The organism is Pedobacter aquatilis (assembly GCF_032678405.1).
GTDB classification, from domain to species: Bacteria; Bacteroidota; Bacteroidia; order Sphingobacteriales; family Sphingobacteriaceae; genus Pedobacter; species Pedobacter aquatilis_A.
This window is the reverse complement of record NZ_JAVTSJ010000001.1, coordinates 457277-472754: the sequence shown is the minus strand read 5'-3', so window position 1 is coordinate 472754 and position 15478 is coordinate 457277. Positions and strand designations below refer to the sequence as shown.

The following is a 15478-nucleotide window of genomic DNA, read 5'->3' as shown; positions in this document are numbered from 1 at the left end:
TTCTATGGTTGAGTTGCTTATTTCTTTTGCTGAGAAAGGAAAGTAACCAATGACGCCAGTTCTTCAAAAGAAAGGGAATTGGCTAAGCCCTGCGGCATCATGGAATTTTCCATTTCCTTGCGTGTAAGAACATCACTTGTTTTAATGGTAAATACTTCTCCTGCAATATTGCGCATTACAATTTTAGCAGCGGTTTCCTCGGTAATAAAGCCCATGTAAGTTTTGTCTCCTTTGGCAGTAATCATAACCGTGGCGAAGCCTTGAGATATAGATGCATCGGGTTTAAGTATAGACTCGGCAATTTGTTCCCGATTCATAATAGAACCAATTTGCCCCATGAATGGACCCTTCATTTTCTCTGCCCTGGTTAAGCTATGACAGGCAACACATCCCTGATTATTGAAAATTGTTCGTCCTTTAAGCGGATCACCTGGTAGCTTATTAATAGCTAAAAGCACATCTTCAATTGATGACTTTCCAACCTGACCTTTTTTATTTTTAATCTTTTCTAAGTCAATTTTAGGCTCTTCGGTGGTAGCAAGTTTTTCTTCAACAGCGAACTCTTTAATATCCATACGGTGACGGGCATCTAAATCAACATAGAACTGCTTGTCTTGTGGCGATGCCTTAGACCATTCTTCTTTAAGGAATTTTTCGATAACTGGGGAGGCTTCCCATGTAACCGCCTTAAAATAAGGGCCATGAGAATCAGGGCGGGTGCCCCACCACCAACTTGCATCGTATGCTTCTTCTTTCTTGTATAAGCGTGCGAGAGTTGTTAGTATTTGTTTTTTCAGTTTCTCATCTTTTGAAGTTCCATAACTTTTAATCAGACCATCTACTGCTTGCTGGTTATGCATATAACGCAATGCCCAAAGCGCAAGGTCAGAATTTTCTGTCCCAATGGCAGCTAAACAAGCTTCGGTTGCATTGAGGCTTACCAGCGCACGAACAGCCAGGTGTGGTAGTATAATTGCAGCATTTGGCGTGGCATGCGGGCCTTCAACATCCTTTGCCGGCTCAGTAAATGAAGCCGGAACTTTAGTTTGCAGTAAGGCCGGAATAGCCTCATTTCTGCCTAAACGATTTAAACCCACAATGGCAGCCGATTGCACACGTGGTGATGCATCTTTCAGTGCTTCAAGAAATGGGGCAGAAGGTACTTGTTCAAGAAGACCTTTTCTATCGGTAAGTGCTTTTAAGGCAAATTCTTTAATAGTTTCATCTTTGGCAAGTTCAACCAGACTGGTTATTCCATTTTCCTTGGCTAACTGGGCATAGGTAAAAATACCGGCAACACGAGCATATAAAGGCAAATCTTTGTCAGATGCTATTTTCAAAGTTAGAGCGATGGCTTGTTTGCCTGAGCGGTTTAGTAATTCCTGTGAAGCTGTAACACGAGCAACAGCACTGTTTAATTTCAACATTTCTACAAGCGCTTTAACCGATGATTTCTTAACGTTTGGAAAAGCTTTATATGTCCAGTTATTGGGTACAGCCCTGATTACATATCCTTTTGTTTCGCTGCCTGAATAACCAGCGCCATCCCATGCGGATAAGAAAAGTCTTCCTGAACCATCAACGTCCAAATCGGTTATCTGGGGTATTTTTAAAAATTCTTCGTCTTTTTGTGTGAAAGTTGGTCCATCCGGAGAAACTCTATGGATATATAACATACTTCTTCCCCAATCGGCCATCATTGGTACATTGTTATATTTTTCGGGCCATCCAGGTTCGTTCATAAATAATGCACCCGTACCAGAACCACCGCCTAAGTCGGCTAAAGCAGGTATTATCTCGTCAGTGAAATGTTGAAATAACACAGGGTAGCCATATTCTCCCGTTTGAATGTGGTGCGAAAAGCGGACATTCCATCCACCGCCATCGTTGGTATTTTCTCTGGTAAAAACATTCATGTAAGGGTCTATGGCAACATCATAAACATTTCTGGTGCCATGTGTAAATACTTCCATTTCAGTTCCATCAGGACGAACACGTACAATTCCACCGCCCAACATGGTTAGTTTTTTGCCCGAGCGGTCTACTGCATCATGAAAACCAAAATCGCCTACTGAAATGTAAATCCAGCCATCAATACCCATCCGGATACCATTTGTAGCATGATCGGTACCCCGTTCCCGGATATATTTTGCATTACTGATGTGTTCAATTAATGGCTTTTCGGGCCCATCAGCCTTTCCATCGCCATCATTATCTTCAAAAACAACCAAGTTCATTCCTGTAGCTGTTTTGGTTTCTTTGGAGAAAGTGGTATGCAATACAAAAACTTTATTCCCCTGAACAATGATTCCCCTTGGGTTATCAACTTCAGCAAAAGCGATATGTTCATCCATTTTGCCATCGTTATCTTTATCAATAAGCTTAAGTATTTTGCCTTTACCCTGGTCTTTCCCTAGCGACCCAATCATGTCGACACCAACGTATACTTCTCCGGTAGGCGATACGGCAAGACAAGCTGGACTTGGTGTAACGTCAGGCCCGGCAAAGGTTGATAAAGTTAATTCTGAAGGATTTGGTTTGTTGTTTTTTGGTTGGTTAAAGAAACTTATTAATCCTAGGAAGATAATGGAATAAATTAAGCTCAATGATGTTTTAATCATGGTTAAGGGTTTCGGCTATGTTAGTTGAATTAAAGAATTTTCTAAGTTAAGAATTTAATTTTTTTGAAATTAAGCAACGTGTAAATGGATTAAAAACCGGCTAATGCAGGTTAAATTTATACCATTTTTAGCTTAGTGCTGATGAAAAGAATCGCTAACGAAAGCTAACACTTTAGGTAATGATTCACGCCAGTAAGTCCAGGTATGGCCGCCATTTCTAATTCTGAATTCGTGCGGGATTTCTTTTTTTCGCATCAGGATGTGTGCAAGGGAGTTGCCTTCAAACAGAAAATCGTCATCCCCACAATCGATATACCAGTTTACCGCTTTTTTTTGTGTGTCGGGCATGTTGTTTAGCAGCGGCAATACGTTTTGTGTATTGTAATAATTAAGGATTTTGGCCTCATCTAAATTTGGATTTGCCTTTTTTAAAGCATTTTGGGCATCCTCTAAAGTCAAAAATCCAAGGTATGCGCTTAAAGGGCATGCTGATGAAAATAATTCAGGATGATGTAAAGCATATACAAATGTTCCGCCGCCACCCATAGATAAACCCGCAATTGCCCTTGAGCGTTTATCTGTTTTAGTTCTGTATTTTTTCTCAATAAATGGCATCAGTTCTGTGAAAAAGAAATCCTCGTAATTCCAGTCGCCCTTAATATCATTGAAATAGCCTCTACGACCAGTGTTTGCATCGGGCATTACAATTATCATTGCTGTTGATTCACCACTGGCAATTGCTTTGTCAGTGATGTTTAAAACTTCACCAAACTGTACCCAACCGGTTTGGTCATCACCTGCACCATGTAACAGGTACAACACAGGATAGCTTCTGCCCGAAGTTTCATAATCGGGAGGAAGGTAAATTGCAAATTTCCTGTCGCTTTTCAGAATTTTACTCGGCAGGATGAGATTGTCGTAAACTTTTCCTGTTTGCGCAAATAAAATTGCTGGCAATAGCAATAAAAATGCAGCGAATGCGCTAATTAATTTTTTCATATAGATTTATTTTGGCTAGCTCAATATGAATGTATATTGGCACAATAAATCTAACTACAAATTGAGATTAGAAGAAAAATGTTGTGTGAATGTTACACGAAGTAAATTTGTTTCGCCCGATTTTATTTGAGTAAATGAAAACATTGATTAGCAATTTCATACTCCTCATTTGTTGGTATCACCAGGACACTTACACGTGATTCGGCGGTGCTTATATCAAGCAGTTCACCGCTGTAACTTTTATTCTTTTTCTCGTCGATTGTTATACCTAAATAGGTAAGCTCCCTGCAAACTGAAGCCCTCATTCCGGCATCATTTTCACCAACGCCGGCCGTAAATATAATGCTGTCAGCACCGTTCAAGGTAGCAGTGTAAGCGCCAACGAATTTCTTGATCCTATAGGCGTAGATTTCCAGTGCAAGTACGGCAGCTTCCTGGCCTTCGGATGCAAGTTTGTTAATATCACGCATGTCGCTTGAACCGCCAACACCCAGTAGTCCTGATTGTTTATTAAGTAAAGTGCTTAATTGTTCCAAAGTATAGCCCGAATGTTCCATTAGGTGAAAAATTACCGAAGGATCGATATCGCCTGATCGTGTTCCCATCATTAAACCACTTAATGGTCCGAAGCCCATACTGGTATCAACTGAAAGGCCATTTTTTATTGCCGTTATGCTACATCCATTACCCAAGTGAATGCTTATTAGCTTTGAGTTTGTTTTTCCGAGCCAATTTATGGCCTGCTCACTTACATATTTATGGCTGGTACCATGGAAACCATAAACACGAATACCATGTTCTTTATAATACCATTCAGGGATAGCATATCGATAGGCTTCATGAGGGATAGTTTGATGAAAGGCCGTATCGAAAACAGCAATTTGCTTAGCTGATGGAAAAGTATATTCGGCAACTTCAATACACTTGTAATTAACCGGATTGTGTAAAGGCGCCAGTGAAAATAACTTCTTAATTTGTTTTTTTACTTCATCCGTTATCAGAGTAGGCCCTGAGAAATGTTCTCCGCCATGAACTACCCGGTGCCCTACGGCAGCAATATCTTCAGGACTCGTAATTACAGCATGTTCACCCTCAGATAATAAAGTTAAAACCTGTTTCAAACCTTCACCGTGGTTGGAGATAAAGGCATCTTTTTCAATACTCAGTTTTTCTCCATTGGGAAATACCGAATGCTTTATAAACGAGCCCTCGATGCCGATTCTTTCAACTAAACCGCTACAAACAGGCTGTTTTGAGGGCATTTTGAAGAGCTGGTATTTAATAGAGCTGCTTCCTGAATTGATAACTAAAATGTTCATAATTATTTAATATCCTGACATTGAATGGCTGTAATTACAACTGTATTGAAGATATCATCTACCGTGCAACCCCGGCTTAAATCGTTAATAGGTTTGTTTAATCCTTGCAGCATTGGTCCAATTGCCAATGCCCCGGTTTCCCGCTGTACTGCTTTATACGTATTATTACCTGTATTTAAATCGGGGAATATTAAAACGCTGGCCCTGCCGGCAACTTCCGATCCCGGTAGTTTTTGCTGTCCTACAAGTGGATCAACAGCCGCATCATATTGAATTGGTCCCTCAATTTTAAGTTCTGGGTGCCTTTCTTTGACAATTGCCGTTGCCTCCCTTACACGCTCTACATCTTCGCCCTCGCCCGATGTTCCGGAAGAATAGGAGAGCATTGCAATACGAGGTTCGATACCAAATTTTGCACTACTTTCAGCTGATGATATTGCAATTTCTGCCAGTTGCTGGGCAGTAGGGTTTGGGTTTACCGCGCAGTCGCCAAAAATAGCTACCCTTTCAGGCAGACACATGAAAAATATCGACGATACAACAGATACACCTGGTTTCGTTTTAACAAATTGCAAGGCGGGCCTGATGGTGTGCTGCGTAGTGTGTACGGCTCCGGAAACCATTCCGTCGGCATCACCCTTGTAAACCATCATCGTACCAAAATAGGATACATCTGTCATCATATCACGGGCCATTTCCATGTTTACGTTTTTGTTTTTACGTAACTCATAAAGGGTTTCGACATAATTGTCGTAATGCTGCGATTGCGCCGGATTGTGTATGTGAATCGAATTTATATCCAGGTTTAAACCCAGGCGTTTTATCGAATTTCCAATTTCAGCAGCATCCCCAAGCAAAGTAATGTTTACAATGTCTTGTGTTATTAGTTTTTCAACTGCCTTAAGAATTCTTTCGTCGTTCCCTTCGGGTAGCACGATGTGTTTTTTCTCACTCTTTGCCCATTTAACCAGGTTATACTGAAACATGTGCGGAGTAATGCCTTCGTAACTGAAAGTAATAATTTTATCATCGAGGGCTTTTATATCAACATACTTTTCAAATAACTCAATGGCTAGTGCAATCTTCTTTTTATTATCAATAGTGATTTTCGAATGTATAGCACCAATTGCGGTTGTGGTTTCGAAAGTACCTTTCTGAACAGCTATTATCGGAATTATGGTTTGTAAACCTTCAATAAGTTTAATCATCGGTTCATCTGGTAAACTACCAGCCGTTAAAACAATACCCGCTACTTTAGGATAATTGGCCGATAAATTTGCCTGTAAAGATCCGATAATAATATCTCCACGATCGCCTGGTGTTACGATGAGCAGGTTATCTTTAATATGCCTTAAAAAATTAGGCAGCATCATTGCCCCGGTTACAAAATTATCAACCTGGTTATCGAGTAAATCGGCACCAAAAAGAACCTCTGCATCTAATGCAGTTGTAATTTCCTTCATCGTAGGGCTTTGTAAGCCACTTTCAATAGGTATAACAGCAATTAATAATTCTGCGGGCAGTTGATTTGTTAAGGCTTGCTTAATACGTTCAGCTTCATCAGGATTAACCATATTGGCTACAACACCAAGTACCTGTACATCACGAAGTAAAAAATTACGGTAAATATTTATCGCTGTTTTAAATAGCTGGCTGGCGGTCTTGTTTTTGCCAGATACAACGATTAATACCGGAGCACCTAAGTTTTTAGCCATTAAAGCGTTCGATTCGAACTCAAAAGCCATGCCTTCACCTAAAAAATCGCTGCCTTCTATCACGGTGAAATCATAATTGTCTTCAAGCTTTTTATACTTACTGATAATTGTATTAATGATTTCTCCACTGTTTTCAGATTGATGGAGCATATCCTGGCGGGTAAAGGCAAATGCATCTTCATATTTCACCGGGAGTGAGAAATAATCGAGCATTGCTTCTACATGTTCATCTTTTTTTGTTAAATCGTCCTGCGCAATAATGGGTTTGAAATAACCAACTTTCTGGGTTTTTGCCAGTAACATATTAATCATTCCGAAAGCGATAACTGATTTTCCGGTATAAGGTTCGGCTGAGGCGATAAAGATGTTCTTAGTCATACAAAAGGTGATTGTTTATGATGAATAAACCAATTTGCGGCAAGATAGTTGGAAAAAATTAAAAGGATGAAGAATAAATGTAATTTTATTTAGAATTATTCTAGATAATAAACTTGATTACTTTGTTATAATGAGTTACTGTAGAAAAGTCTTAAACAAAAAAAATCCTGTAATCTTTCGATACAGGATTTTTTTGGGCGGAAAGCGAGGGATTCGAACCCCCGGACCTATGACAGTCAACAGTTTTCAAGACTGCCGCATTCGACCACTCTGCCAGCTTTCCGGAGGCAAAAGTACAAATCTGATTTAAATCTGCAAACTGTGATGCGTATTTTTTTAAATAAAATTGATAATTACTTAACACATAGGAAGAAAAAAATTATTTCTTGCTAATGTTTTCTTCAATTGGATCTGATTTTTTGAACAGATTGAAAGTAGGACGGATGATTTTTACACTTCTTTTGCTTACATCTACACTTGCATTTAGCTCAAATCCGATTAATAATATCAGCGAGTTAAGGTAAAGCCAGATCATGACAACGATTAACGTACCGATTGAGCCATAGACTTTGTTGTATGAACCGAAATTATTGATGTAAAAAGAAAATCCCCAGATGGTTAAAAAAGCAAGTATGGTTGCCAGCCATGAGCCTGCACTAAACAGTTTCCATTTTTTTGTATGAGAAGGGCCATATCTGTATAATATAGAAATGGTAATGAAATATAAGATTGTTAATAAAGCCCACCTCGTAATTTGTATGGCATAAACGGCCAGGCTATCTTTAATATGAAGTTCCGTTTTTATATAATTCAATAATAACTCGCCAATTGCCATTGCACTTATACATAACACAACCGAAAGGAAAATTACCATGGTTAAAACTAAAGCGATGAGTCTTTGCTTTAGCCAGCTTCGCGTTTCAATAATTAATGAAGCCTTATTGAAAGCCTTCATTAAATTTTTAACCCCATTTGTTGCAAAAAAAATAGCCGAAAGGAAACCGAACGATAATAGTCCTCTGTTCTGGTTTTTAATGATATCCTTTAGCGTTGTTTCAAAAGCTTCGAAAGCATTATGCGGGAGTATTAATTCAATTAAACTTAGTAGCTTATCCTGAAAACCGGTTATCGGAATAAAAGGGATTAAGGTGAAAAGGAAAATGATACTCGGAAACACCGCGAGCATAAAGCTATAGGCAAGCGATGAAGATTTATTAACCAACGATTCCTTGCCAATTTCCCGAAAGAAAAAAGTTGCAACGGTATAGAGCGGAAGAGGGCTAAAACCAGGCAAAACACAGCCTTTAGTCCATTCGATAAAATCAGAATAGAGCTTAAGTTTTAATAATTGCCGGTGTAACCATTCCATTATAAAAATTAACTAAAAAATACCGATAATTTCTCCATGAAATTTGCAGGCGGATTAGTTGGTTTATTTTTCTTCATATCAACAAAAACCAGGGTTGTTTCACCAAGGTTTATTAATTCTTCTTTTTCATTGTATAACTCGTATTCAAAATAAATACGAATACCCGGAAGTGTTTTAATAATTGTTTTTACTGTTATTTCCTGGTCGTAAAGCGCTGGTTTAATGTACTTGCATTTCAATTCCAAAACCGGCATCATAATGCCATCGGCTTCCATCGAGCTATAACTCATGCCTAAACTACGTAGCATTTCTACACGGCTAACTTCATAATACTGGGCATAATTACCATAATACATGTAACCCATCTGATCGGTTTCGCCATAACGAACCCTGATTTTTGTGGAGTAGCTATACATTATTTAAAGATATTTCTTTTGTTTAATGCTTCGCGGTATTTTCTGGCGTTGATTTCATGCTCCGCTTTTGTTTCTGCGAAATTATGGTAACCTGAAAAATCTTCCTTAGCACACATATATATGTAATTGTTTTTATTGCGGTTTAGCACAGCATCAATGGCATTAATACTCGGCATCATAATAGGCCCTGGAGGCAACCCCGCATATTTGTACGTATTGTAAAGCGATTGAACCTGTAAAAGCTTGCCTGTAACTCTTTTTACGGTAAAATCATTATTTGCAAAAATAACAGTAGGGTCGGCTTGCAACAGGATTCCCTTATTTAACCGGTTAAGGTATAAGCCTGCAATAATTGGCATTTCTTTATCGTAAAGGGCTTCAGCATCAACAATTGATGCTAACGTATATACCTGGGCGGGGGTTAAGTTAAGGCTGGCTGCTTTCTGTTTACGATCTGCGTTCCAGAATTTATCATATTCTTTATGCATGCGCTCGAAAAAATCAGCAGGTGAAATATCCCAGTACATTTCGTAAGTGTTTGGAATAAACATGGCATATACGTTATCCTGATTAAAACCATATTTACTTATCAGCGCTGTTGAATCTAAAACGCTGATGAAACTCAGAGAGTCAGCTTCAAGGTTGCTGGCCAGGTAGGCTGCAAAATTTTCCTTTTTACGGATATTCTGGAACTTAAGCTTTACAGGCTCCTGGTTCCCGGCTTTTATCATATTAATCAGTGTACGGTTGGTCATTCCTTTTTTCAAAAGATAACGTCCGGGTTTTACATTTGAAGCCAAATTCATTTTTCCGGCAGCCGTAGCAAAAGAAGAAATACTTTTAACGATGTCTTTATTTTTTAGGTTATCCATCAAAGCATCATAATTTGAACCTGTTTTGATGTATAAATATTTCTGATTTTCGGTAACGTTAGGAGCGAAGTAAACCTTATAAAAGTTTAATGCAAAGTAACCTCCGATAAGAATAACGATTGCTGCAATGGTAAGTATAATCTTTTTTCCGTTACCCGTTTTTTGTTTTTCTACTTCAGTCATTATTGTTTTGCGTAATTATTGTTGTTTGTTAGATAGGGTAATATTAATTTTTGTGCCAATCGATATTTTGGTTAGCGAATCGGCAGGCATTGGATCTTGTTTGACGATAACAGCATTTGCGCTATCTGTAATCGTTCCTTCGTAAACAATGTTCCCAAGGGTTAGCGCCGACCCTTTTAAACTGAATTTCGCCTCATCGATGGTTAAACCGACCAATTGAGGGATATCTACATCCTGGTTTCCACGTCCATCGCCTAAAACCAAATTAATTCTTGAACCAACAGGTATAATTTGGCCGGCCTGGATTGGCTGACCGCCAAAAGAAGCTTCGAGCACAACATCGCGACTTACATCTGCTTTGTAAGTGGTATCACCAACTTTTAGTCTCGAACTTTCGATGATTGCCTGTGCTTCTCTTAATGTTTTAAAAGCAATGTCAGGGAATTTCGTATTCGGTATTTTACCAGCATTAATGGTTAAGTAAATGGTGCGGTTATCCTTTACAAAGGTATTTGGATCGGGATCCTGATCAATTACAATTCCGGCAGGCTGATCTAAAATGAAAACGGAATCGACTTCATATTTAAGCCCGGCTTCTTCCAATTTTACTACAGCATCGGCAAATGAAAGTCCTTTTACCAGAGGAACATTAAGACCCTCTCCGTGTTTGGTGTAAAATCGTAAGCTGAAAAATGCAATGAGCAGCAATACAAATACTGTTACAACAGCTGCTATAATGGTCTTTCTAAATGATTTGGTTTTTAAATAATCTATAAATTTAGACATGAATCTTAAATTCTTGGGGTTAAGGCTGCAAAATCAAATGTAGTTATTTTAATAATTGAATGCCCTGTTTTAAGCAAATACAGTACCATCAATTATCAATTCTATTATTCAAAATTAAATATTGCTCAAAGATATTTATATTTTTGAGCAATATTAATATTCAATTTCTATTTAAATAATTAAGGGATTTCAGTATGAAAAAAACGATTGCTTTGTTAACTGGCGGTACCACAGGCGAATGGGTTGTTTCTGTTAAAAGCGCAGCTACCATTGCCCAAAATATCGATAGTGATTTGTACGATGTTTATAAAATTATGCTTAATGATAAAGGTTGGTTTTACGAGCCTGCCGATTCAGTTAAAATAGAAATTGATAAAAATGACTTTTCCTTAAATATTGATGGACGTAAGGTAAAGTTTGATGGTGTATTTATTGCAATCCATGGCTCACCGGGTGAGGATGGTAAACTGCAAGGTTATTTCGATATGCTTAATATTCCTTACACTACCTGCGATGCACTAACTTCATCTATAACCATGAATAAAGGCTACACAAAAGCAATTGTAAATGGTATTGATAATTTATATACGGCTAAGTCTGTGCAGATTTTCAAAACCGGAAAATATAACCTCAACCAGATTAAGCAAGATTTGAAATTACCTTATTTCGTAAAACCAAATAGTGGTGGCAGCAGCATTGGAATGAGTAAAGTTAAACATGCTGATGATTTGGATAGCGCTGTAGAAAAAGCCTTTAACGAAGATACACAGGTGCTGATTGAGGAATTTGTTAGTGGAAGAGAGTTTTCTATAGGCGTTTTCAGTACAAAAGGAGAAATAACGGTTTTGCCAGCTACCGAAGTTATCCCTTCAAATGAGTTTTTTGATTTTGATGCAAAATATACACCAGGTTCTACACAAGAAATAACCCCTGGCGATATGAACGATGAAGAATATGCCCGTGTTCATCAGATTATAAAAGATGTATACAAGAAGTTAAATTGCAGAGGGGTTGTTCGGGTAGATTATTTCCTGGAACATGGAACAGGTAATTTCTATTTCATCGAAATTAACACCATTCCTGGGCAAACGGCTACCAGTTTTATCCCTCAGCAAGTAGCCGCAATGGGTATTTCATTAAAAGAATTTTATACAAAGTTGATGAAAGAAACTTTAGGCTAAAGACACTCAAAACTAAGAATGTATATCCAGCAACTCATTGATAAAGGTTACATTGTTAAAGAATTCCCGAAAGATTCTGTAATATATGAGCCTGGTATGCTGCCGCGTTTCGTCTATTTTATAAAGAAGGGCGAAGTTAGGATGGTTACGGTAAATGATGATGGAAAGGAGTTTATTCAGGGTGTCTTTAAAACCGGTCAATATTTTGGCGAGCCTGCATTACTTATCAATCGGCCATACCTTGCTTATACCATCGCCAGTAAACATTCAGAAATCATTCCGGTTAAGAAAACCGATTTCTTCAATCTTTTAAAAGATGATGCTGAATTCAGTATGGATTTGATAAAAGTGCTGAGCAACCGCCTTTTTTATAAATCGATGATGCTGGAAGAATTGGCTAATGAAAAAGCAGAGCACCGTTTAGAAACAATAATTAATTACCTGTTTTTAGAAATTCAAACTGGTGAACATTTAAAAGTAACACGCCAGGATTTAGCCGATATGACGGGCCTGCGTGTAGAAACTGTTATAAGAGGTGTAAAGCTTTTGGCCGATAGAGGTGTACTTCGTTTAATTAAGGGTAAAATTGTTAAAGGTTAAAGTAAGTTTTTGAACCTTTTCTAATTATGCTTGTTTTTATAATATGATGCAGGTCATAATTTATCAGTTTATTAAAACTTAAATTTGCCTCATTAATAAAATGATTATGGCAGAGTTATCTAAATTACAATCCGTTTTACAATGTAAGTGTCCACGATGCCGCAAGGGCGATATTTTCACGGGCAGTGCTTACGCTTTCAAACTACAGAAGACAAATATCACCTGTCCGGTTTGTAATTTAAAATTTGAACGTGAACCCGGTTTCTTTTATGTTGCGATGTTTGTTAGTTATGCGATGAATGTAGCCGAAATTATTACCATTGGCGTTGCTTCATACATTTTAGGTTTACCGCTTATTTACGACAATCTCTGGTATTATGTGGCTTTAATTATGGCAGGGGTATTATTGCTTTCGCCAATAAATTACCGTTACTCAAGAGTTATTTTATTGCATTGGTTAACTCCTGGTTTGGGTTATGTTCCGGGAAGTGGTGTTCAGAAGTAAAAACTCCCAACCTTAGCTGGGAGTTAAGTTTATTTCTTCATGTAGTGCTGAACATATTCTGATAACCCCACTACTTTTCCATTTTTCAATCTAATATCATTAAAAAGATTAACTGTATCTGCTTTTCCTTCTTTGGTTGTAGAAACCTGGCTGTACCATAAACTTACCCATTCTTCGCTTTTGTCTTTGTTAATGACTGATTCTGCGTCTTGCATGTCAATTTTAAAGCTGCTCATTTTCGAAAACTCTCCTTGTATCTGTTTTAGAAATTCTGGTTTTGTACCTTTGAATTGATAACCATCAAGTGTAAACCAAACACTGTCTGCCAGAATTTTTTCCATACTGGCAGTATCTAAATTTTCAAAGGTTTTAATTAAAGTCATCGCGGTAACCAGGTTCTGGCTATTTGGATTCATTGCCCAGTTTTGAACTTTTTTAGTTGTGTAAGGGTATTTTGTAGTGTCAGCTGTTGCTGCAGTGTCTGTAGTTTTTGCTTCTTTGTTTTGGCAAGCCGCAAAAATTAAAGCAATAAAAGATAGAGATAAGATTTTTTTCATGACAATTAATTTAGTTTGAGATGCTTAAATATAATTAATTGTCTGATAATTAAATAATTGAAAATTTAATTATGTTTATCAGCTTGCGTAATCATTTCAACTAAGGCCTTTATTTTTTCTGAGGAACTTAGCTCGTACTGGTATTCATCATCAATGCTTCCCATTTTGGTTTCATTGTTTCGGTATATCATTTTACTTGCAATAAAACCTTTTGCTGATGCATGAAATTGACTTGCACCTATTTTAGCCATTAGTGCCTTGATGTTGTTCTCGTTAATTCCGGCACCTGGCATGATGATAATTCTCCTCTTAGCTTGTTTAACGAGTTTCGCGAGCATGGCTTCACCCTGAGGTGCAGTGGTAGCACCACCTGAAGAAAGCACACGTATAACACCTAATTCGATTAAATCTTCAAGCGCTTGTTCCATATCATTGCTCATATCGAATGCCCGGTGGAATGCTACCGGAAGTGGTTTGGCAAGCTCAATTAATTCCGCACAACGTTCCTTGTCAATGCTTCCGTCTGCTTTAAGTATTCCAATAACTATTCCATCACAATTTAATGATTTACAGTTTTTTATATCTTCCTTTATTAGCTCAAACTCAATTGCTGAATAAAGAAAATCACCTCCGCGAGGTCGAATGATTGGCCAGATTTCAATTGTTAAATTTCTTTTCGCCAATGCAATTTGCCCGTAGCTTGGGGTAGTTCCTCCTTCAGCTAAATTATCGCAAAGTTCAACACGTATTGCACCTCCGGTTTGAGCGGCTAAAGCAGATTCGTAGCCGTTTGCACAAACTTCCAATCCGCAGGAAAATGCCAGATTTGTTTTATTATTCATTTTGATTTGATTATAGCTTAAAGCATCAACAGCCAGGAACGAGTAAAAGCAAATAACTGTTAATAATAGCTTTTACCTTTAATTAGTAAATCTTGTTTTTCAGCGTTGCAAACCGCATAACTGAATCCTTGCTGGATAGCATAGGCACCGTATTCGCCTTTTTTATTAATTGCGAGGAAACCTACCTGTATATTTTTAGCAGTTTCGGGTTTTTTCTTAATAATGCGCATTACCGCTTCTTTGCACGCAGCTTCAGGTGTGTAACCCTGGCGCATAAGTTCTACCACCAAGAAAGAGCCAACATTGCGAACCACTTCTTCGCCAACACCGGTTGATGTTGCGCCTCCGACTTCATTATCGATATACAAACCTGCACCAATAATCGGGCTATCGCCAATCCGTCCATGAAGTTTATAAGCCATGCCGCTGGTGGTGCAAGCACCAGCTATATTTCCTTTAGCATCAATCGCCAGCATCCCGATAGTATCGTGATTATACTGGTTGCCTGGTAGTTTTTGAGGTGCAGCCTTGTCGTAAAGTTTATTCTCAATATTTATTACAGGCTCATATTTTGCTGTTTTTAACCATTCTTTCCATGCTTTTTCACTTGCCGGTGTAAGTAGGTTTTCTTTTTTAAAACCTTGCTCCAAGGCAAATTGCAAAGCACCATCGCCCGCCAGCATTACATGAGGGGTTTTTTCCATTACTTTACGTGCAACGGAAATAGGATGCTTAATGTGTTCTAATGCCAAAACAGCACCACAGTTGCCCAGTTCGTCCATAATGCAGGCATCTAAAGTTACTTTACCATCGCGGTCAGGTAAACCTCCATAACCCACCGACTGGTTTTTCTCATCTGCTTCTGGTACCCATACACCTTGTTCAACTGCATCAAGCGCACGACCACCTTTTGAAAGCACTTTCCAGGCATCTGCGTTTGCAGCAATGCCGAAATCCCAGGTAGAGATTACGATGGGGAAATTAGCAGCATTAAGTGATTTGGTCGGAATTGCATCGGCCATACTAGTTTTATCGATAGCGAGTAATCCGGCTGAGAGGGCTGAAGCCTTAATAAATATACGACGGTTGAACATGGTTTGGTTAACTATAAAATAGGTTATTTGTTAGTGTTGAG

Annotated in this window: 14 protein-coding genes and 1 tRNA gene; 3 read left to right on the top strand and 12 right to left on the bottom strand. The window is 38.3% G+C overall.

The genetic code is table 11. The features are described from left to right. Positions 1-17 precede the first annotated feature (17 nt). From R2R71_RS02145 to R2R71_RS02105, 9 genes are all read right to left on the bottom strand, one after another. Positions 18-2621 carry a hypothetical protein gene (locus R2R71_RS02145; RefSeq protein ID WP_316829594.1) on the bottom strand — a complete coding sequence of 868 codons (2604 nt, stop codon included), beginning with the start codon at positions 2619-2621 and terminating at the stop codon, positions 18-20. A 132-nt stretch (positions 2622-2753) separates the two neighbouring features. Beyond that, entirely contained in the window at positions 2754-3620 is an 867-nt protein-coding gene (locus R2R71_RS02140) for an alpha/beta hydrolase (RefSeq protein ID WP_316829593.1), read from the bottom strand. 122 nt (positions 3621-3742) lie between these two features. After that, positions 3743-4939 (bottom strand): acetate kinase, encoded by a 1197-nt coding sequence (locus R2R71_RS02135; protein ID WP_316829592.1) that lies wholly within the window; start codon positions 4937-4939, stop codon positions 3743-3745. A 2-nt stretch (positions 4940-4941) separates the two neighbouring features. Further along, positions 4942-7032, bottom strand: coding sequence for a phosphate acetyltransferase (gene pta, locus R2R71_RS02130; protein ID WP_316829591.1), 2091 nt, complete (start codon positions 7030-7032; stop codon positions 4942-4944). Positions 7033-7230: 198 nt separating this feature from the next. Then, positions 7231-7315 (bottom strand) — tRNA-Ser (locus R2R71_RS02125). Between the two features lie 96 nt (positions 7316-7411). After that, complete coding sequence (locus R2R71_RS02120; protein WP_316829590.1) at positions 7412-8401, bottom strand: YihY/virulence factor BrkB family protein; 990 nt, start codon at positions 8399-8401, stop codon at positions 7412-7414. An 8-nt stretch (positions 8402-8409) separates the two neighbouring features. Then, positions 8410-8817: a thioesterase family protein gene (locus tag R2R71_RS02115; protein WP_316829589.1), complete on the bottom strand. Its 408-nt coding sequence runs from the start codon at positions 8815-8817 to the stop codon at positions 8410-8412. Next, positions 8817-9872: an endolytic transglycosylase MltG gene (mltG, locus tag R2R71_RS02110; RefSeq protein WP_316829588.1), complete on the bottom strand. Its 1056-nt coding sequence runs from the start codon at positions 9870-9872 to the stop codon at positions 8817-8819. Before mltG ends, R2R71_RS02115 begins: the two co-directional genes overlap by 1 nt. Before the next feature lie 15 nt (positions 9873-9887). After that, positions 9888-10658 carry a PASTA domain-containing protein gene (locus tag R2R71_RS02105; protein ID WP_316829587.1) on the bottom strand — a complete coding sequence of 257 codons (771 nt, stop codon included), beginning with the start codon at positions 10656-10658 and terminating at the stop codon, positions 9888-9890. Between the two features lie 194 nt (positions 10659-10852). Here R2R71_RS02105 and R2R71_RS02100 point away from each other — a divergent pair, with 194 nt between their 5' ends. The 3 genes from R2R71_RS02100 to R2R71_RS02090 all read left to right on the top strand — a co-directional run bounded on the left by R2R71_RS02100 (position 10853) and on the right by R2R71_RS02090 (position 12944). Next, positions 10853-11839, top strand: coding sequence for a D-alanine--D-alanine ligase (locus R2R71_RS02100; RefSeq protein WP_316829586.1), 987 nt, complete (start codon positions 10853-10855; stop codon positions 11837-11839). A gap of 18 nt (positions 11840-11857) precedes the next feature. Then, positions 11858-12439: a Crp/Fnr family transcriptional regulator gene (locus tag R2R71_RS02095; protein WP_316829585.1), complete on the top strand. Its 582-nt coding sequence runs from the start codon at positions 11858-11860 to the stop codon at positions 12437-12439. A 106-nt stretch (positions 12440-12545) separates the two neighbouring features. After that, positions 12546-12944: a DUF983 domain-containing protein gene (locus R2R71_RS02090; protein ID WP_316829584.1), complete on the top strand. Its 399-nt coding sequence runs from the start codon at positions 12546-12548 to the stop codon at positions 12942-12944. A 29-nt stretch (positions 12945-12973) separates the two neighbouring features. Here R2R71_RS02090 and R2R71_RS02085 read toward each other — a convergent pair whose 3' ends face one another. The 3 genes from R2R71_RS02085 to R2R71_RS02075 form a co-directional block, all read right to left on the bottom strand. Then, complete coding sequence (locus R2R71_RS02085) at positions 12974-13501, bottom strand: hypothetical protein (protein ID WP_316829583.1); 528 nt, start codon at positions 13499-13501, stop codon at positions 12974-12976. A gap of 65 nt (positions 13502-13566) precedes the next feature. Further along, positions 13567-14343: a copper homeostasis protein CutC gene (locus tag R2R71_RS02080; RefSeq protein ID WP_316829582.1), complete on the bottom strand. Its 777-nt coding sequence runs from the start codon at positions 14341-14343 to the stop codon at positions 13567-13569. A gap of 59 nt (positions 14344-14402) precedes the next feature. After that, the gene (locus R2R71_RS02075; protein ID WP_316829581.1) at positions 14403-15437 is read right to left on the bottom strand and encodes a N(4)-(beta-N-acetylglucosaminyl)-L-asparaginase; all 1035 of its coding nucleotides are present in this window, start codon (positions 15435-15437) and stop codon (positions 14403-14405) included. Between the last annotated feature and the right edge of the window lie 41 nt (positions 15438-15478).

Bases quoted from the DNA above. Each gene is read 5' to 3' on its own strand.
- R2R71_RS02145 (WP_316829594.1), bottom strand. From the start codon at position 2,621: ATGATTAAAACATCATTGAGCTTAATTTATTCCATTATCTTCCTAGGA.
- R2R71_RS02140 (WP_316829593.1), bottom strand. From the start codon at position 3,620: ATGAAAAAATTAATTAGCGCATTCGCTGCATTTTTATTGCTATTGCCA.
- R2R71_RS02135 (WP_316829592.1), bottom strand. From the start codon at position 4,939: ATGAACATTTTAGTTATCAATTCAGGAAGCAGCTCTATTAAATACCAG.
- pta (WP_316829591.1), bottom strand. From the start codon at position 7,032: ATGACTAAGAACATCTTTATCGCCTCAGCCGAACCTTATACCGGAAAA.
- R2R71_RS02120 (WP_316829590.1), bottom strand. From the start codon at position 8,401: ATGGAATGGTTACACCGGCAATTATTAAAACTTAAGCTCTATTCTGAT.
- R2R71_RS02115 (WP_316829589.1), bottom strand. From the start codon at position 8,817: ATGTATAGCTACTCCACAAAAATCAGGGTTCGTTATGGCGAAACCGAT.
- mltG (WP_316829588.1), bottom strand. From the start codon at position 9,872: ATGACTGAAGTAGAAAAACAAAAAACGGGTAACGGAAAAAAGATTATA.
- R2R71_RS02105 (WP_316829587.1), bottom strand. From the start codon at position 10,658: ATGTCTAAATTTATAGATTATTTAAAAACCAAATCATTTAGAAAGACC.
- R2R71_RS02100 (WP_316829586.1), top strand. From the start codon at position 10,853: ATGAAAAAAACGATTGCTTTGTTAACTGGCGGTACCACAGGCGAATGG.
- R2R71_RS02095 (WP_316829585.1), top strand. From the start codon at position 11,858: ATGTATATCCAGCAACTCATTGATAAAGGTTACATTGTTAAAGAATTC.
- R2R71_RS02090 (WP_316829584.1), top strand. From the start codon at position 12,546: ATGGCAGAGTTATCTAAATTACAATCCGTTTTACAATGTAAGTGTCCA.
- R2R71_RS02085 (WP_316829583.1), bottom strand. From the start codon at position 13,501: ATGAAAAAAATCTTATCTCTATCTTTTATTGCTTTAATTTTTGCGGCT.
- R2R71_RS02080 (WP_316829582.1), bottom strand. From the start codon at position 14,343: ATGAATAATAAAACAAATCTGGCATTTTCCTGCGGATTGGAAGTTTGT.
- R2R71_RS02075 (WP_316829581.1), bottom strand. From the start codon at position 15,437: ATGTTCAACCGTCGTATATTTATTAAGGCTTCAGCCCTCTCAGCCGGA.